Source organism: Paraburkholderia sp. HC6.4b (assembly GCF_014200875.1).
GTDB classification, from domain to species: domain Bacteria; phylum Pseudomonadota; class Gammaproteobacteria; order Burkholderiales; family Burkholderiaceae; genus Paraburkholderia; species Paraburkholderia tuberum.
On record NZ_JACHDC010000002.1, the window covers coordinates 272,803 to 289,498 of the forward strand.

Sequence of the window (16,696 nt, forward strand, 5' to 3'; positions counted from 1 at the left end):
GCCGTCCAGAGGAGGGCGCGCCGCTTTTTCGTTTATGCCTTTGTCGGCCGTTATTTGCCGCGTGGTCAGCGCTTACCGGGCCACCAACAAACTCTCCGCGAATCCCCACTCATCCTCGATCCATTGATGGCTGCACACGAAGCCGGCGTCATCGGCGATCGCGGGCAATTCTTCCGCGCGATACTTGTGGCTGCTTTCGGTCCAGATCGTCTCGCCTTCCTTCAGCGACACCGTCAGCTTTGCGGCGCGCACGTGAGCGGTGATATCGCGCTTCGCGCGCAGATGCATCTCGATGCTGCGCGCGTCCGGATTGAAGCGCGCGACGTGCTCGAACTCATCGAGCGGAAAGTCGCCGTCGAGTTCGCGGTTGACGCGCGCGAGCAGGTTCAGATTGAACGACGCGGTCACGCCGATCGCGTCGTCGTAGGCTGCGACCAGCACCGGCGTCGGTTTGATCAGATCGGTGCCGAGCAGCAGCGCGTCGCCGGGCGCGAGCATGTTGCGGATCTCGCGCAGAAAACGCGTCGCCGCGAGCCTGCCGAAGTTGCCGATCGTGCTGCCGAGAAACAGCACGAGCAAGCGGTCGCTGGGCGCGCGCTGCCGGCTCACTTCGGCGAGACCGGCCAGATAGTCGCGCTCATAACCGACGATCGAAATCCGCTCGATGTCACCGAGTTCGCGCCGGCACAACTGCAACGCACTGCGCGAAATTTCAATCGGGCAGTAGGAAGTAGGGCGTTTTTTACACAGCGCCTCGAGAATGCGCCGCGTTTTACGGCCGCTGCCGCTGCCGAGTTCGGCGACCGTGACGTCATGCGGCAAATGCTCGACGATGTCGGCCGCGTGCTTCGCGAGCAGACGTTCTTCGGCGCGCGTGACGCCATATTCGGGTAATACGGTAATCACTTCAAAAAGTGCGGAACCGACCTCGTCGTACAGATACTTCGACGGCAGCTCTTTCTGCGGCGTATGGGTGAGGCCGGCGTACACGTCGGCGGCGAAGGCGCGACGCAGTTCGGAAGGCGAGTTGCTGAGCGATAGGGCTGGCTGGGTCATGCTGGCTCCAGTAGTCACATTCGATGAGCGGGATTGCTGCCGGGCGGTGGCATGCGCGACGAAACGCAGTTGAGGCATGCCGTGGGCGAGATGCGCGGGCGGTGATTCGTGGCGGCCTGACAGACTGCGCTCGAGGCTGCATTCGCCGACCCGGCTCGTGGGTGCTGCTCGTTGCGTGCCGCTGTGGACGTCGTTGTCGCGAGTGGTCCGGCCACAGCGTGCAAAACTTGGGTAGCAAGATTCGCGCGAGGCGAGGACGAACCGGAAATGGCTTCGCCGGCCGCGGCGCACGAAGTTATGTTCTAGTGCATCGACGCGCGACGCGCACGACTAATTGCAGCCGACTGACGAAAAAGCGCAAGCCCGTTGGCGAATAACCCGTCTAGAATGCCCGTTTTCCTACGGTTTTGCACCGCCGCTTCAGAACGACAACGCAGCGTCTGCCGCTTTGCCCGCGTGGCCGTCTGCTCACGAGACATCATATTCATGACGACAACGAACGCCGCGAGCCTGCGTCGCGCGCCGCAAGCCCACGCGTCACATCGATCCCCGACCGCGCAATGAATCACAACGACTTCAGGCGCGGGATCGCATTGTCGGTCGGCGCGTCGGCGATGTTCGCATTATTGTCCGCTTACGCGACGCTGCTCAAACCGCTGTCGGGCCTCGACATCTTCGCGTGGCGCATCGTGTGGACCGTGCCTGGCGCGCTGCTGCTCGTCGCGGTGCGCAAGCGCCTGCCGATTCTGCGCGCGCTCGTTGTCCAAATGATGACGCAGCCGAAGCTCGGTGCCGCGATGGCCGTGGCTGCGGGCCTGCTCGGCGTACAGCTGTGGCTGTTTCTGTGGGCGCCGCTGCATGGGCGCATGCTCGAAGTGTCGCTCGGCTATTTCCTGCTGCCGCTCGTGATGGTGCTGGTCGGGCGCTTCCACTATCGCGAGCGGCTCGACGCGTTGCAGTGGCTCGCGGTCGCGTGCGCGGCGGTTGGCGTCGCTCACGAACTGTGGGTGACGGGTGCGTTCTCGTGGCCGACGCTCGTCGTCGCGCTCGGTTATCCGCCTTATTTCGTGGTGCGTCGTCAGATCAATCAGGATTCACTTGCGATGTTCACCGTCGAGATGGCGTTGCTGCTGCCGGTGGCTGCCGTGTGCATTCTCGGCGGCGGCTCGCTGCAAGCGATCGCCGGCCGCGCCGAAATGTGGTGTCTGCTATTGCCGGGCCTCGGTGCGTTGAGCACGCTCGCGCTCGCTTCGTATCTGAAGGCGAGCCGACTGTTGCCGGTCGCGTTGTTCGGCATTCTCGGCTACGTCGAGCCGGTGCTGCTCGTGTTCGTGTCGATCACGCTGCTGCGCGAAACGCTGAGCGTCGCGCAACTCGCGACCTATGTGCCGATCTGGATCGCCGTCGCGCTGACCGCGCTGCACAGCGTGCGCTTCGTTCGGTTCGCGTCGAACTGAACTACGGCGCTCGCTCAGCGATGCGCGTCGGTCCGCTGCGGATCGATGCGCGTCGGGCCTACCTCAGCCTCGATCGCATCGCGCAGCTCGGGACGCCAGCCGACACCGAACAGCGCTTCGGCGAGCACGAATAGCGGGCCGATCAACAGGCCGATCACGTCGTCGACGAATGCCGGCTTGCGATGTTCGTAGGCCACGTGGCCGACGAACTGGAACACCCAGCCGACCACGAACAGCCCAATGCCGGTCGCGAGCCACACGAGCGTCGTTTGCGCGGCGATCCACTCGCCGAACCCGACGCAGAGCGCCGAGACGCAGGCCATCAGCACGCCGAGCGGCACGTCGAGCGCGAGGTAGTAGACGGTCGCCGCCACGAACAGCAGCCACGCCGGCGACAACGTGACCGGGAACATCCCGGCGCCAAACGACGGGCGGCTCAGCAACACCGCGAGCGCGAGCACGATCATCGGAATGCCGACGAAGTGCGTGGCGATATTGCGCCGGTCGCGATGGTAGGCCGCGTATTGCGTCAGTTGCTGCGTCAGCGTTCTCATCAGGGCCGCTCCTGTGTCAAAGTCAGCATAATCGCGGGCAGCGAATTTTCAAACCATCGGGTAGCCGACAATCAGCAACGACCGTCCACGGATACCGTCCATGACAGCGCGTTTTTCATCGAAGGAGCTTGCCGGGCTGCTCGAGCGCAGCGCGTGGTTTCGCGCCGCGCCAGCCGAGCTGCGGGTGCAATTGCTCGACGCGGGGCGCGTCGAATCTCTCGCGGCAGGTCAGCGGCTTTTCACGCGCGGCGCTGCCGACGACGGCCTGTACTGCGTGCTCGACGGCCTCGTCAGAATCGGCGCGGCGAGTTCGACCGGCAAGGAAGCGTTGCTCGCGGTGATCGAGCCGGTGAACTGGTTTGGCGAGATCGCGCTGTTCGACGATCGATCGCGCACCCACGACGCCTATGCCGAACGCGATACCGCGCTGTTTCATGTGCCGCGCGCGGCGCTCGCCGCGTTGCTCGAGCGCACGCCGGCTTACTGGCATGCGTTCGGTCTGCTGCTCGCGCACAAGTTGCGTCTGGCGTTCGAGGCGATCGAGGAAGCCGCGCTATTGCCGGCCGCACCGCGTGTCGCGCGGCGCCTGTTGCTGATGGCGGGCGGCTATGGCGAACCCGGCGCATTGCGCAACGTGCTGAAGGTCCCGCAGGAAGACCTGGCGATGATGCTCGCGTTGTCGCGGCAGACGATCAATCAGGTGCTCAAGCACTTCGAGACGCAGGGCGCGTTGAAGCTGCGCTATGCGGAAATCGAAATCGTCGATGCCGACAAGCTGCGTGAACAGTCTCTCGTCGAGCGCATTTAACGCGCGCTCGGGTGGCTGACGCGACGTTTCAATGGACCGATCGTCGCGGCGGGCAACGTGGTGAGCAGCATGTGCAACGTGAAGTGGAGATCTTCGCGCGCGATGTCGAGTTGCACGCGGTCTTCTTCGCGCACGGTTTCCGTGTTGATTACATAGACGCCGAGCGGTGAATGAAGCAGTGCGCGCAAGTGAGCGTGCGGCAGCGTCACGAGTAGAGCCGCGCGCGCCGACGGAAACGCAATGACGTTGCTGTGTTGAACCTGCTTGCTGGCAGGTTGCGGCGAGAGCTTGTCGAGCGATTGGGTAAGAGCCATGTGATGCGGCGTTGGTGCGACGCGATGGTGAATTGGAACAATTCGAGAGTAGTCGTCCGCGAGTAAAGACGGTGCAAAAATTCGCGCGTTTGTCGGCAAAAAGATACGACGGGGAATGACACGCGGCATAAAAAAAGGCGAGTCATAAGACTCGCCCTCCCTGAACGGCACAGTCCGGCTTCGATCAACTTCTATTTGAACAGCACCTGCATGGCCGGTCAGCGCCGAAACCGATCACGTGTTATTGCGTTTTGGTCGTGTCGGCTTGTGCGCCGTCGGCTTTCGCCGGGGCAGTGCTGGCCTCTTTCGCACTCTCCGTTTTAGTCTTCGCGGCACTCGTTTCGACGGCATTTTTGGCCGTGGACTTGTGGGCCTTCTTCGTATGGGCGGAAGTCTTTTTCACGTGCTTTTGCGTAGCGGCTTCGGCAGGCGCTTTCGTTGCGGTCGCGCCGGCTTGTACCGCGGTGCTTGCCTTCAGATTCGCCTGGCCGGTGGCTGGCAACTGCGTGGGTTGCGCGGGTTGTGCGGCAGACGGTGCGGCCGTTTGAGCAAAGGCGGTCGACACGAGCAGTGCGGAAGCAACAGCGGCGAACAGCGTCTTCATGATGTGACTCCAGGTTGAATCGGTGGATTCGTTTGTCGCGGCTGAATCATTTCAGCGCTGCCGGTTTAACGTAGGGCGGAATACAGGAGTTGACGCCGCGCTGGTGACAAAACGTAAGTAGTGCGTCAGCGCGGATACATGTTGCGACTCACAAAGCGAATCCCCGGAAAGGCGCCACGCTCAATGAAGACGCGACCGCGGTCTTGCCGAGCAATTGCGCTAAAGCCTCCGGCGAGACCGCTGGGCTAAACAGGAAACCCTGGGCCACCGTGCATCCGTGACGGACCAGAAACTCGCGCTGGACATTGAGCTCGACCCCTTCAGCGACGACATCGAAGCTCAGCGTTTCAGCAATCGCGATGATGGCAAGCGACAGAGCTTCGAGTTCCTTGTCTCTGCCGATTTCGCAAACGAAGGCGCGATCGATCTTGATGCGGTCGACGCTAAAGCGTTTCAGATAGCTGAGGCTCGAATAACCGGTGCCGAAGTCGTCGATAGCGATGGACACACCGAGTTCGCGCAGTTCGCGAAAAGCCCGTTGCGCTTCTTCAGCGTTGCGCATCAACGTGCCCTCGGTGACTTCGAGCTCCAGCAGTTCGGCGGGCCAATGGGCATCGTCGAGTGCCGAGTGCACTACGCCTGGAAGGTCCGCCCGTTCGAGTTGAAGTGGCGAAACATTGACCGATATGCGCACGGGCGGAAGCCCCGAGCGTACCCATGCGCTCGCCTGCAGACACGCCTGCCGCAATACCCACGTGCCGATGTTCTGGATCAGACCGGTTTCTTCGGCAAGCGGGATGAAGACGGCCGGCGAGACTTCACCGAGTTCGTCGTCGTGCCACCGCAAAAGTGCCTCGGCACCGACGATGCATCCGGTTTTCATGTCGATTTGCGGCTGATACGCCAGATACAACTCATTGGCTTTCGCCGCGCGCCGCAGTCGCGTCGTGAGCCGCAACTTCTCGGCGGCCGCCCGGCTCAGCTCCGGTTCGTAGAATTGATAGCCGTTTCTCCCGCGCGATTTAGCCACGTACAACGCGGCATCGGCATTTCGCGCGAGCAGTTCCGGCTGGGCGCCGTCTTGTGGAAAAGTACTGACGCCGATGCTTGCTTCGAGATAAAGCTCGTGCTCGCCGATGCGATACGGCTCGCTCATCTCGTGAATCAGCGTGTCCAGCATTTCGGTGAGTTGCTTCGCGTCGGCCCGTTCCGCGACGATGACGAATTCATCGCCCCCGTAACGCGCGACGAAATCCGTCGCGCGCAGCAGACGCTGAAGCCTTCGCGCCACGGCCTGTAGCAGCAAATCGCCAATGCGGTGTCCGAGCGAATCGTTGACGTCCTTGAAACGATCGAGATCGAGGAACAGGACGGAAACGTTCTGACCTGTCGCTGCCGCGCGGACGAGCGACTCTGAAAGATGTTCGCCGAGCAGCACCCGGTTCGGCAGATCGGTCAGTGCGTCGTATCTGGCTTGATGCTCGAGTCTTGTGAGCGAACGACGAAGATGCGCTCCAATGCGCCCGTTCCAGTGAATCAGCGAAAGCAGCAACAAGGCCGAAGCGACGCCGCAGCTCAACAGCATGCGCGTAAACCACTTCCCATCCAATGAGGATTTGCTGACGACTGAAGCGACCTTGGCGTCGGCCGCGAGTCGTACGTCGACGACCCGCTCGAGAACGCTATAGAAATAGGCGTCGATTTGTTCGAGTCTGGGGTCGCCCACTGCCACACTGCCGGGATGTTCCGCGATCTTGCGCGCAAGACCAAAGCTCAGCTCGCTAAGTCTGCCGACCATGTCGTCCAGATCCGACAGCCTCGATATGCATTCCTGATTCTCGCTGCAGCTCTCGCGCGCGTCGCGCGTCAACGCGAGCAGTTCCAGCATCGGAAAGCTATAAGCGGCGCGGTTGTAAAGCGGCACCGTTGCGATCGAGGTGTAGAGCGTCGCATGCTCATCGAGCATGACTTGCTGAACCTGGTCGAGGTCGTGGCGCAGCCGCCCGGAAGCCTGGATCGTCCGAAGCGAACTGTCCTGCTCGCTGCTCTGGCGGATTGCGAGGAAGGTACTCGTCGCAATGACAGCGAGAATGGCAAGTACGGCTATGACAGTACCGGCTTTGCGCGTTGCTTCCTGTCCCAAGGCCCTTCCCTTTCCGTCAACCCGGCGCGGGCGAACACCGACCCGCCCGGATAGTGAATGTTTAGGTGGCTGCATGACTTGCCTTAGGGCGCTCCGGATCTGCCTGTAACGGCGCGCGATGGGTCTGCTTATCCGCCTATCGATCGGCAAATTCCACGCGGTTGCGCCCGCTTCGCTTGGCGCGGTACAGAGCCGCATCGGCGAGGCCATATGCGGTGTCGAAACAGGTTCCGACCTCGTTGATGCTGACGCCAAAGCTGGCCGTGATGCGGCGCTCGACGGGTGGAACGACCAGCGAGTCACCGATGGCTTCTCGCATGCGCTCGGCAAGAATGGCACCGCTGGCCGGTTCATGACCGGGCAGCAAGACGGTGAACTCCTCACCGCCCACTCGCCCGATGAAGCCTTGTTCCCCGACGATTCTGCGCAGACAATCGACGACCCCCGAAATGACCGCGTCTCCGGTGGGGTGGCCGTAGTCGTCGTTGATCCGCTTGAATTCGTCGATGTCGAGGATGATCATCACCGCGCTGCTGATGCGCAACACCTTGGTGGTCCGTTCGATCACGGCACTGCGGTTCAGTACGCCCGTCAACGCGTCGTGCGATGCGCGATACGCCAACTGCTGGGCGAGCGCCTGCATCTCGCGTTCGGCCCGGTCGCTGCGGCCGATCAGGCGCCGTGTCTCGCGCATCAGGCGCTGGAAGTGCTCGATCAGTTCGCCCAACGACTGGCGATACTCCGCGGGGTCCGCATCGATGATCGAATGCATGGCCCGAGCCTTTGCCAGCGCGGTGCTTTCGTCCTGGAACAGATCGGGTGCGCCACCCGAGGACACGTCAAGGGAAGAGGTCGAACGCACTTTACTTTCCCTGCTGCGCAATGGGACGATCGGTGAACTCGATCGCGCCGAAATCGGCTTTCAGTTCTTCGCCGAATTCGGCAATGGTCTCGTCTTCCTCGTCGCGATACCAGTTCATCGACACGCGGCTTCCCGATTCCGCCGCCTGATCGAGCGCGTCGAAGATGCTGAACAGCATTTTGGTACTCGAGCTATTGAAGTACGTCAGCGCGACGTCGATGGTGATCTCGGCCCCGGCGTTCGCGGCGAGGTATTTGCGCATCTGCTCGATGATCGGCGCGTAAAAGGCGGCTGCGTTTTCGGGGTAAGACTCTCCCCTGATCGACAACGCGTGTTGGTCGAAGCGAAAATCGACTTCGGGCGACGTCGTCGTCGCCGGGATGTGTAGGTTTTCCATTGTTCGTGTGCCTTCCTGCTCAGATGATGGCCATGAGGCAAAACAGCGTGGTGCCCGGTTCGTCGGCACGCGGATGAAAAGCGAATTCAAGCGGCGCGCTCGCATCGCGCGCCATCGTCAGGAAGCCGAGCCCGGCGCCCTTGCTGTCTTTCGGAGCATCGGTGCGCAATGAAACCTTGTACGCTTGCTTGATTTCTTCGAGTGACATATTACGCAGAGGCTCCAACCTGCTTCGCAGGTCCTCGACTTCGGCGGTCGCAATGGGATTGACGCACAACATTACGTGATGTTCGCCGTGCCTGGAGATGCACACCGCGCCCTCGCGTATCTCGCCTGCCCGTTCGCCACCGGGCTCCAGCGCGTTCGACGAGTAATGAACGATGTTCTGTGCCAGCTCGATAAAGGACGAGAAGAGTTTGCGGCGAGTAGGACCGCTGACGCCGGCGACTTCGAGCTGCAGTTTCACGACTTCGCCCATCGACGCGACGATGTTATGGGAGAAGTAGCCCTTGTGATAGAAGAGCACGTTGCGCCGCTGCGCGAGTTCGAAAAAGGCGCTGTCTTGTTCTAGTAGTTGGGACATTCTGGGAATTCGCTAAATGCGGGCACAGAAAAGCGTGACGTCGTCACGGCGTGGTTGCTTGCCTTGCCACTCCGCGAGCGCGAGCCGGACGCGCTCGCAAATCGTCGCCGGAGTTTCGGCGCGGTTTTCGAGAATCTGGTCGAGCGCGCGGCGCCGGCCGAAAGAAATGTTGCGCGGGCCGCCGATCTGATCGGCGAGGCCGTCGGTATAGATGAACAGCAGGCTGCCCGCCGTGACCGGAATCGAGCGCAAGCTCCACGCATAGTCGGCGCGACTGTCCACATAACCGACACCCATGCGGTCGGCGCCGATCGTTTCGAACTCCGCGGCATCGGGTGACAGGATGTGCAGAGCGATCCTCGCGCCGGCAAAATGCAGCACGCTCTCCGTGGCGTCGAACCAGAAGAGTGCGGTATCCAGACCGTCGTTGGATTGGGTTCCTTCGTCGGCACTGTTCACTTGCCCAAGCAAGCCCTTGACGTTTTGATTGACGGCCGCCAGTAGCGCGGCGGGGTCGCGCGGACCGATCTGTTCGAGCGCTTTCGACAGCGACGCCGAAGCAAGCAAGGTCATGAAGGCGCCCGGTACGCCATGTCCGGTGCAATCGGCAACAGCGCCAAACCAGCCGTTCGGAAAGGCCGCGAAATGATAGAAGTCGCCGCCGACGACGTCGCGAGGTTCCCAGACCATCGCCGCGTCGCGCAGCTTTATCGACAGGGTCTCGCTGGAAGCACGCAACATGGCGCGCTGTATCACGCTGGCGTACTCGATACTCTGCATGATCTGGCGGTTCTTCTCCGCCTGCATTTCCGCGACCGCACTGATAAGCTGCAGACCACTGCCGAGACCCGAGAAGAGTCCGTCACGTGTCACGATGAAACCATCGACCAGCGCTTTTTCTCCCGCCTCGACGGTCCTGAACGTCAGCGCTTCGATGCTCACGTCGGCGTCGACGATGAGCGGTTCCTTGTCCATGAACGCGATGCAACTCTTCTTGTCGTAAAGCTCTCGATGGAACGGCTTGCTCATTTGCGACATGAAGATATCGCGGTTGATCAGGCCGATGGGACGGTGGTCGTCGATGACAGCGAGACTCTGCATGTCGCGGCGCGCCGAGAAGATCTCCATGACCACGGAGTTGGGATCTTCAACGTCTACGGATGGAACTTCCTGGCACAAGTCTCCGGCAGTGCGCGGATTACCCTGTGCGGAAGAACGGCGAAATCTCGAGAACGCAGCATGCATGGCGACGCCAGTCGATGTGTGAAGAAACCTCGCACGCTAAGGTTTCTCTATGTACATTATGTGACAGAGGGGAGGCGATCCGCTCTATTGGCGCGAGATTAGAAAACTAGCGGTCACGCAAAGGTTTGCGTGACCGAAATCAGTAAAACTTACGGTCTGCGAAGTTGCGCAAATGCAACGCCGTCGAATCCGTTATTGAAACGGGTTCTGCACGATACCCGGTTTAGCATCCGGCTCGTCCTGCACCTTTGCCGGTAAATCCTTCTGCGCCTGCAGGCTCGCGACGATCGCATCGAGCGCTTCCTTCAGCGCGAGCGCCGCCTTCAGTCCGCGTTGATCGCGCGTCAATTCGAGCGTGCCGTTCAGCACGACACGCGTCGTGCCATTGCTGAGCGTGAGCGCATCGCCTTGAATGTTGAGCACGTCGTCATCGTTCGAATAGGGCTTAAACACCTTTCAGTCCTCCTGGCCGCTGGTCCTTGAGGTTGTCCGGAATGCCCGGAAAGCGGATGCCCGACATCGCTTCGAGTTCGTGAATCGTGCGGATGTCGTAGCGGTTGGTCGCTACATTATCAACCACGACTGCGAAGGCCAGTTGACGCGACGGCACGTAGACGACCTTGTACAACTGGGTGGGCACGAACACGCGCGTCGGTCCGATCGTCTGCAATTGCTGGCCGGTGAACAGCGGCCCGGTGACGACGTACGTGTTGTCGTAGGCGAGCGCGATCTTGCGCACGGCAGTTTCGATGCGTGCCCACAATCGTTGGTTGTTCTGACGATTTTGCGGCACGATGTTCGCGAGCGAGAACGATTGCGCCATTGCCTCGTCGTTCCACCGATTACCCGCCGGACTCATATGACCGCGATCGAAGCCGCTGCGTTTGTAGTCGGCGAGTGTCGCGCCTTCGCCTTCGGGCAGACGCGCGTCTTCGAAGAACTTGTTGGTGCGCACCATGTCCTTCGCTTCTTCGATGTGCTCACGCGTCAGATGCTCGGCAGACCACAGCGGACCGTGCGTGATACCCGAATGCAGCACCGCGAAATCGCTATAACAAAGCAGGCGCGTTTTCGGCGCCATCTTCTGATTGGTGAGGACGGGCCATTGCGCATTCGGCGTGAATCCGGTGCAGGAAGGCGCCGCGCTCGCATGAGCGGCGACGGCGAGTAACAGACAGGCAAGCCACTTCTTCATGGGTCGGTGGTTCGATGAACGGGGACGCAAGTATAGCGTCGTGGCCCGCATCGAGCGACTGCACAATGCGAATCGAAGGAAGGGAATTGGAAACGGCAGAGGCGGCGTGCGCCGGACAAAAAAGTGGGCCGCTTTGCAGCGACCCGAATGCGTGGACTTCCGAATCTACGCACGCAATCTTAAGAATGTCTTAAGGCTTTGCGATATCGCGGCACGTTATGTTCGATTGCGCACGAACAGATTTACGCGTACGAACAGTGCTGGCGTAGTGAGCCGGAAGTTTCGACCGGAAAAGAGAAGCGCGACGAATCGCGCCAGAACTTAATTACCGAACACGCTGTTTTCAGCGTGCACTTTTTGACGATCCACCGCCTGCAAACGCCAGAAGCCGCTAGTCGCCTTGCGTGTTTGCAGCGCGGTCCATGCAGCGGCGCCTTGCGCGGCGCTCACTCGCTCCTTGCGATCCACGTGCAGACCGCGCAACGTACAAAGCGGCGCGTCGGCGCTCGGTGCGCACAACGTGGTCACGCCGTTTTCGTCGCGCAGTTCACCCCATGGGGGCAGGTCGATCCCTTGATGCGCTTCTCTCGACCACCGATGTTCATCGGTATCGAGCCAGAGCACAGCGTAATCATGGCTTACGGTGGGATCGGAACCGTTAATCAGGATGGTCAGTCGCATATCAGTTCCGTTCATAAATTGCGAAGCGCCTTATCAGTCTAGGCGGCGCGGCGCTTTATGCAAGACAAAGGCATGATGTTCGAATGGAAAATCAAGTCGCCAAAAGGTGTGGCGAGGTACGGTGAATCCTTACTGCGCCGCGGCGCACGCGATATGCATGCAGTAACGACCACATGCAGACCGCGAGCCGCGACAAATCAACGCAGCCGAGAGGCGCTCAAGCGAGATCGAGCGAAGCGGTCAGATCGCCGAGCGGCGCGAGTCCGTTGCTTGCGAATGCCTTGTCGCGCGCGACCACGCCATCGAGTGGCGCGAGTCCATGCACACGGTTAATGAAACGCAGAATCGAGTTCGTGTCGTACACCGTGTGATCGACATAAGCCTTCTTCGCCAGCGGCGAGATCACGAGCGCGGGAACGCGCGAACCCGGACCCCAGCGATCGCCGATCGGCGGCGCGACGTGGTCCCACCAACCGCCGTTCTCGTCGACGGTGACGATCACGACCGTGTTCTGCCATTGCGGGCCGCGCTGGATGTGCTCGATCAGCGTCGCGATGTGACGGTCGCCCGAGGCGACGTCCGCATAGCCCGCGTGCATGTTCAGGTCGCCCTGCGGTTTATAGAACGTCACGGTCGGCAAACGTCCCGCGTCGATGTCGGCAATCAGGCGATTGGTCGACGCGTCGTTACCCAAGCCGCCGTCGCGCAGATAGCGGCGGCGCGCGGCGGTGCCCGGCGCGTAATTGGCGAAGTAGTTAAACGGCTGATGGTGGTACTGGAAGTCGGGCATCGACCCCGTATCGCGATGATCGAGCGCGAATTGCCACGCGCCGCTGTACCACGCCCAGTCGATGCCCTTGCCGGTCAGCCGGTCGCCGATCGTCGCGTAATTCTGCGGCGGCATCACCCGCGGGTTCGACGGATCCGCGAAAGCCGGGTCGCCGCCTTCGGCCGGACGCACGCTGCTCGGCTGATACGGCGGCGCCATCGTGTTGACTGCGTAGCCGTCGGCGGTGAAAGCGCCGTCATTGACGAACTTCGGCGGACCGTCGAGCGCCGACGCAGGCGAATTGGGCGCGAGCTTCAAACGGGTGCCGGTCGGATCGTCGCCTTCCACGACCGACACCATCTTCTTCGCCGGACTGTTGTGGATGTCCGGATAGTAGGGCGCCTGCGCCGAGATCAGGAAGATATGGTTCAGCCACGAGCCGCCGAAGGCGGCCATGAAGAAGTTGTCGCACAGCGTGTACTGCTGCGCGAGATTCCACAGACGCAGCGTGTCGGCGGAATTGCGGTAGTGCCCCATCACAAGGCCGCCGGAATCGCCCCACGCGGCGAACTGGTTGTTGCGCCCCGCGTTGATCTGCATCTGGTTCTGATAGAAGCGATGGATGAGGTCGCGCGTGATCACGCCGGTCGGCAGCGGCGCGCCGTGCGCATCGACGATGCGGAATGGCCGGTTGCGCAGATGATCGAGATCCTTTTCGCCGATCATGTAGCGCTTGCCGTCCACTTCCTGCGCCTGCGGCACGAGCCCGCCCCAGATCGCCGGCAGCCGCGGCAGCGGCGTCTTGCCATCGCGGTCGAGCTGGACGTATTGCTCGGCGGTGACCGCGTCGAGCGGATGCTGGACGCCCGGGTAGTTGCCGTACAGGTTCGCGAAGCTGCGATTCTCCGCGTAGATCACCACGATGTTCTTCACCTGATCGTGCAGCGCAGCGTCGAGCCGCAAGTCGGCGGCGCTGCGCGGCGGCCCGTTGCCCACGAGTCCCTCGCCTGTTTTGCAGCCGGTCAGCGCAAGGCCGAGGCCGACCGCCGCGAGACCGGTCAGTACGCGCCGGCGTTCGGGATCGTCGGGGGCGTCGTTGGTGTGATCGATTGAATCGGGGTTGTCCAGTTTCGGCGGCAGGTGAGGATCGTGGTCGGTCATCGGTGAGTTCCGAAGGAAACGTGACGGTCGCATCGGCGCCGCTCGAAGCGGCGCGCGCGACACCGGTTACGGGTCCGCCGAGGGCGGCAGGCCTCGCGGCTTTACGGCAGCCGACGCTTGACGCGCCAACTGTGATGCGTGGCATCGACGGCCAATAGTAGCCAGTGCCGTGCGTCGATCGGATGACGTTTTTGCGTCGCATAACGGTCGACGGTCAATTCGAGTTCGTCATGTGCGCGCCGATGGCAGGTGGCGTGCGCACCGGAACCGTCCGCGAATTCGACGCGCGCCTCGGCGACGTTTGACGCGCAGGCCGGCTCGGGAAGATTCGCGATGCGCACCGCGCAGCCCGGATAAAGATGCGAGTCGGCAACTTGAATCTGGACCGCGCTGGACATGACGTGGCCTCCTACGCTTGGGCGGCGCGAGCGAGCGGCTGGAATACACCGCGCCGCCGGACCGGATCAAAGCATAGCACCGCGCATGGCCGATTCGCCGCATGCTTCGCGCTATCATCCTGAATTGAACCCGATGAACCGCATAGAGACGGCAGCCAAGATGGCAAAAGAAGAGCAGACAGGAGTGGGACGCAGGCAGGCCAAACCGCGTGCGGCGGCAGCCTCCGCGGCACAACACGAACCGGCGCAGTCGCACGCGCAAAGCGCGGACATGCCCGCTTCCGCCGCCGACGACGACAGCGCCGGCGGCTCCACATATCTGGTGCCGGGCCTCGAACGCGGCCTGCGCATCCTCGCCGAATTCAGCGCGCGCGAGCCGGTGCTCGGCGCGCCGGAGTTATCGAAGCGGATCGGCATCCCGCGCACCACCACGTTTCGTTTACTACAAACGCTCGAAGCGCTCGGCTTCCTCGAACGCGTCAACGGGGACCGCTATTTCCGGCTCAGCGTCGCGGTGCTGCGGCTCGGCTTCGAGTATCTGAGTTCGCTCGAGCTGACCGACGTCGGCACGCCGATTCTCGAACGCCTGCGCGACGCGACCGGGCTCAGCACGCATCTGCTGATCCGCGATCAGCGCGACGTCGTATTTGTCGCGAAGGCGCAGACGCACGAGCCGATGTACAGCTCGGTCAAGGTGCACGTCGGCACGCGCCTGCCCGCGCATGCAACGGTGCATGGCCAGGTGCTGATGGGCGATCTGAGCTTCGAGGAGTTGCGCCAGCTGTATCCGGAGCCGCAGCTCGAACGCTTCACCGAGCGCACGCCGGCGACCGTCGAAGAACTGTATGGACGGGTGCGCGAGAGCGCGGCGCTTGGCTATGCGGTCAGCGAGGCGTCGTTCGAGCGGGGGATTTCGGTGGTGAGCGCGCCGGTGCGTGACCAGAGCGGTAAGATCGCTGCCGCGTTGACGGTGACGATCCCACGTTCGGATATTGGCGAGACCGCCGAGCGCGAGCCGCTGATCATCGCCGTATGCCAGGCGGCGCTGGAGTTGTCCGAGCGCCTGAGCTATCGCCCGAGGCCGGACGATCCGACCGCGATGCAGGCGCGCCGCAGATCGGTTGCCGCGCATTGAGTGCGCGCTGATTTCACGGTGCTACTACTTCCAATACTTATTTCATATCTGTCGGCGAGTCCTGCTGCATTGCACATCCGGACTCGCCGTGTCACGTCGTCAAATCATCAGAACGAGTGATGGATGCCGCTCAGGACGATCGCCTGATTACGGCCGCTCGATACGCCCGCGGTGAAGAACGCCGCGTCGGTGTTCGAACCCGCGCGCTGATACAGCGCGTTGATATACACCTGCGTCGACTTCGACAGCGCATAGATGTTGCCGATCATGAACTGCGTCCAGCGATGGCCGGCCAGCGTCGTCGTCGCGGCGCCGCCTGCGATCGTGTTGAACGGCGTGACCTGCCAGTTTGCGCCAGCGTCGTAGCTCTGATAGGTGTCCGAGTGACCGGCGCTTTCGAGCTTCACGCGGGTGTACAGGCCGTGTACGAGCACACTGCCGAACTGGTACGACAGGCCCAGGCCCATGTTCTGCAGGTTGTCGGCCGTGTAGGTCGCGGCGGGCTGACCCTGGAAGGTCGTGATGCCGGTCGTCACGATAGACGGCGTGCGGTTGTTCTCGTTCGAATAGCTTGCGCCTGCCTTGAAGCCGCCGTTGGCGTACGTCGCCGCAAAGCCATACGAGCGGCCGATCGCGAAGTTGGTCTGATTGCCGAGGCCCATCATCGCGCCGAAGGTGAAGCCGTCGAACGATGCCGAACGGAATTTCGCCGAGTTGTCGTAGGGCACGACCGCGGTGTTGGCGAGCGCGTCGATGTTGCCCGGGTGGAACGCGTACCAGCTCGCCGCCTGGTAGCCGGTGCTGAACGGGCCGAGCACGTCGAAGCTGAACGGCGTCTGATGACCGAAGCTCAGCGTACCGATCCGGTCGGAAGCGAGACCGACGTAAGCCTGACGGTTGAACAGCACGCCCGCTTTCGCCATCGCGCCCGTGTTCGTATAGAAGCCGTTTTCGAGCTGGAACACCGCCTTCAGGCCATTACCCAGATCTTCGACGCCCTTCAGGCCCCAACGGTCAGGCTGCATGTTGCCCTGTTCCTGAATCCACTTCGAACTGCCGCCCACGTTGCTGATGTACGCGACACCGGCATCGAGGCTGCCATATAGCGTCACGCTGCTCTGCGCCCACGCGCCCGTGGTCATGCAAGCTGCCGTCAAACCGGCCGCAATGATTTGCTTCACCGTTGGTCCTCCTGATCAAACGACGTAGACACTCGCCGAATGCGCCGTCCTTGATCTGTTCTCTGGGGTTAATTCCGTTCTGGTTTCTGCGCCAGAACCACATCGGTCCTACGTTATTCGTTCCACCTATGGACATACGTATCGCCTATGGAA

Annotated in this window: 18 protein-coding genes; 3 read left to right on the forward strand and 15 right to left on the reverse strand. The window is 62.0% G+C overall.

Annotated features, from left to right (window positions below):
- Positions 1–72 precede the first annotated feature (72 nt).
- Positions 73–1,056, reverse strand: a complete 984-nt coding sequence (gene egtD / locus HDG34_RS03495) for an L-histidine N(alpha)-methyltransferase (protein ID WP_184057738.1) — start codon at positions 1,054–1,056, stop codon at positions 73–75.
- 560 nt (positions 1,057–1,616) lie between these two features.
- Here egtD and rarD point away from each other — a divergent pair.
- A complete protein-coding gene (rarD, locus tag HDG34_RS03500; protein ID WP_184057740.1) occupies positions 1,617–2,513 on the forward strand; it encodes an EamA family transporter RarD in 897 nt (298 codons plus the stop codon).
- Positions 2,514–2,527: 14 nt separating this feature from the next.
- Here rarD and HDG34_RS03505 read toward each other — a convergent pair whose 3' ends face one another.
- A complete protein-coding gene (locus HDG34_RS03505; protein ID WP_184057742.1) occupies positions 2,528–3,067 on the reverse strand; it encodes a DUF962 domain-containing protein in 540 nt (179 codons plus the stop codon).
- A gap of 100 nt (positions 3,068–3,167) precedes the next feature.
- On the opposite strand from HDG34_RS03505, the gene HDG34_RS03510 reads away from it, so the two are divergent.
- On the forward strand, positions 3,168–3,875 hold the full coding sequence (locus HDG34_RS03510; RefSeq protein ID WP_184057743.1) for a Crp/Fnr family transcriptional regulator: 708 nt from the start codon (positions 3,168–3,170) through the stop codon (positions 3,873–3,875).
- Here the strand turns inward: HDG34_RS03510 and HDG34_RS03515 are convergent.
- The 12 genes from HDG34_RS03515 to HDG34_RS03570 all read right to left on the reverse strand — a co-directional run bounded on the left by HDG34_RS03515 (position 3,872) and on the right by HDG34_RS03570 (position 14,227).
- Entirely contained in the window at positions 3,872–4,189 is a 318-nt protein-coding gene (locus HDG34_RS03515) for a hypothetical protein (protein ID WP_184052781.1), read from the reverse strand. The two genes, HDG34_RS03510 and HDG34_RS03515, sit on opposite strands and share 4 nt — an antisense overlap.
- A gap of 241 nt (positions 4,190–4,430) precedes the next feature.
- Positions 4,431–4,793, reverse strand: coding sequence for a hypothetical protein (locus HDG34_RS03520; RefSeq protein WP_184057745.1), 363 nt, complete (start codon positions 4,791–4,793; stop codon positions 4,431–4,433).
- 148 nt (positions 4,794–4,941) lie between these two features.
- Complete coding sequence (locus HDG34_RS03525; RefSeq protein WP_260321007.1) at positions 4,942–7,146, reverse strand: bifunctional diguanylate cyclase/phosphodiesterase; 2,205 nt, start codon at positions 7,144–7,146, stop codon at positions 4,942–4,944.
- Positions 7,073–7,798 (reverse strand): GGDEF domain-containing protein, encoded by a 726-nt coding sequence (locus HDG34_RS03530; protein WP_184057746.1) that lies wholly within the window; start codon positions 7,796–7,798, stop codon positions 7,073–7,075. Before HDG34_RS03530 ends, HDG34_RS03525 begins: the two co-directional genes overlap by 74 nt.
- 1 nt (position 7,799) lies before the next feature.
- Entirely contained in the window at positions 7,800–8,195 is a 396-nt protein-coding gene (locus HDG34_RS03535) for a DUF1987 domain-containing protein (protein WP_184057748.1), read from the reverse strand.
- A gap of 19 nt (positions 8,196–8,214) precedes the next feature.
- A complete protein-coding gene (locus HDG34_RS03540; protein ID WP_090808073.1) occupies positions 8,215–8,778 on the reverse strand; it encodes a SiaB family protein kinase in 564 nt (187 codons plus the stop codon).
- Positions 8,779–8,790: 12 nt separating this feature from the next.
- A complete protein-coding gene (locus HDG34_RS03545; RefSeq protein WP_184057750.1) occupies positions 8,791–9,906 on the reverse strand; it encodes a SpoIIE family protein phosphatase in 1,116 nt (371 codons plus the stop codon).
- Positions 9,907–10,215: 309 nt separating this feature from the next.
- On the reverse strand, positions 10,216–10,476 hold the full coding sequence (locus HDG34_RS03550) for a hypothetical protein (RefSeq protein ID WP_184057752.1): 261 nt from the start codon (positions 10,474–10,476) through the stop codon (positions 10,216–10,218).
- A complete protein-coding gene (locus tag HDG34_RS03555) occupies positions 10,469–11,218 on the reverse strand; it encodes a DNA/RNA non-specific endonuclease (protein ID WP_184057754.1) in 750 nt (249 codons plus the stop codon). Before HDG34_RS03555 ends, HDG34_RS03550 begins: the two co-directional genes overlap by 8 nt.
- 321 nt (positions 11,219–11,539) lie before the next feature.
- Positions 11,540–11,899, reverse strand: a complete 360-nt coding sequence (locus HDG34_RS03560) for a DUF3564 domain-containing protein (protein WP_129956126.1) — start codon at positions 11,897–11,899, stop codon at positions 11,540–11,542.
- A gap of 217 nt (positions 11,900–12,116) precedes the next feature.
- Positions 12,117–13,829 (reverse strand): acid phosphatase, encoded by a 1,713-nt coding sequence (locus HDG34_RS03565; RefSeq protein ID WP_184057756.1) that lies wholly within the window; start codon positions 13,827–13,829, stop codon positions 12,117–12,119.
- A 101-nt stretch (positions 13,830–13,930) separates the two neighbouring features.
- A complete protein-coding gene (locus HDG34_RS03570) occupies positions 13,931–14,227 on the reverse strand; it encodes a hypothetical protein (RefSeq protein WP_184057758.1) in 297 nt (98 codons plus the stop codon).
- A gap of 160 nt (positions 14,228–14,387) precedes the next feature.
- Here HDG34_RS03570 and HDG34_RS03575 point away from each other — a divergent pair, with 160 nt between their 5' ends.
- A complete protein-coding gene (locus HDG34_RS03575) occupies positions 14,388–15,362 on the forward strand; it encodes an IclR family transcriptional regulator (protein ID WP_184057760.1) in 975 nt (324 codons plus the stop codon).
- A 107-nt stretch (positions 15,363–15,469) separates the two neighbouring features.
- Here HDG34_RS03575 and HDG34_RS03580 read toward each other — a convergent pair whose 3' ends face one another.
- Entirely contained in the window at positions 15,470–16,543 is a 1,074-nt protein-coding gene (locus HDG34_RS03580; RefSeq protein WP_184057762.1) for a porin, read from the reverse strand.
- Positions 16,544–16,696: the final 153 nt, after the last annotated feature.

Coding starts and splice junctions, on each gene's coding strand:
- egtD (WP_184057738.1), bottom strand. CDS start 1,056: ATGACCCAGCCAGCCCTATCGCTCAGCAACTCGCCTTCCGAACTGCGT.
- HDG34_RS03565 (WP_184057756.1), bottom strand. CDS start 13,829: ATGACCGACCACGATCCTCACCTGCCGCCGAAACTGGACAACCCCGAT.
- rarD (WP_184057740.1), top strand. CDS start 1,617: ATGAATCACAACGACTTCAGGCGCGGGATCGCATTGTCGGTCGGCGCG.
- HDG34_RS03540 (WP_090808073.1), bottom strand. CDS start 8,778: ATGTCCCAACTACTAGAACAAGACAGCGCCTTTTTCGAACTCGCGCAG.
- HDG34_RS03560 (WP_129956126.1), bottom strand. CDS start 11,899: ATGCGACTGACCATCCTGATTAACGGTTCCGATCCCACCGTAAGCCAT.
- HDG34_RS03515 (WP_184052781.1), bottom strand. CDS start 4,189: ATGGCTCTTACCCAATCGCTCGACAAGCTCTCGCCGCAACCTGCCAGC.
- HDG34_RS03535 (WP_184057748.1), bottom strand. CDS start 8,195: ATGGAAAACCTACACATCCCGGCGACGACGACGTCGCCCGAAGTCGAT.
- HDG34_RS03555 (WP_184057754.1), bottom strand. CDS start 11,218: ATGAAGAAGTGGCTTGCCTGTCTGTTACTCGCCGTCGCCGCTCATGCG.
- HDG34_RS03525 (WP_260321007.1), bottom strand. CDS start 7,146: ATGGCCTCGCCGATGCGGCTCTGTACCGCGCCAAGCGAAGCGGGCGCA.
- HDG34_RS03570 (WP_184057758.1), bottom strand. CDS start 14,227: ATGTCCAGCGCGGTCCAGATTCAAGTTGCCGACTCGCATCTTTATCCG.
- HDG34_RS03520 (WP_184057745.1), bottom strand. CDS start 4,793: ATGAAGACGCTGTTCGCCGCTGTTGCTTCCGCACTGCTCGTGTCGACC.
- HDG34_RS03575 (WP_184057760.1), top strand. CDS start 14,388: ATGGCAAAAGAAGAGCAGACAGGAGTGGGACGCAGGCAGGCCAAACCG.
- HDG34_RS03505 (WP_184057742.1), bottom strand. CDS start 3,067: ATGAGAACGCTGACGCAGCAACTGACGCAATACGCGGCCTACCATCGC.
- HDG34_RS03545 (WP_184057750.1), bottom strand. CDS start 9,906: ATGGAGATCTTCTCGGCGCGCCGCGACATGCAGAGTCTCGCTGTCATC.
- HDG34_RS03510 (WP_184057743.1), top strand. CDS start 3,168: ATGACAGCGCGTTTTTCATCGAAGGAGCTTGCCGGGCTGCTCGAGCGC.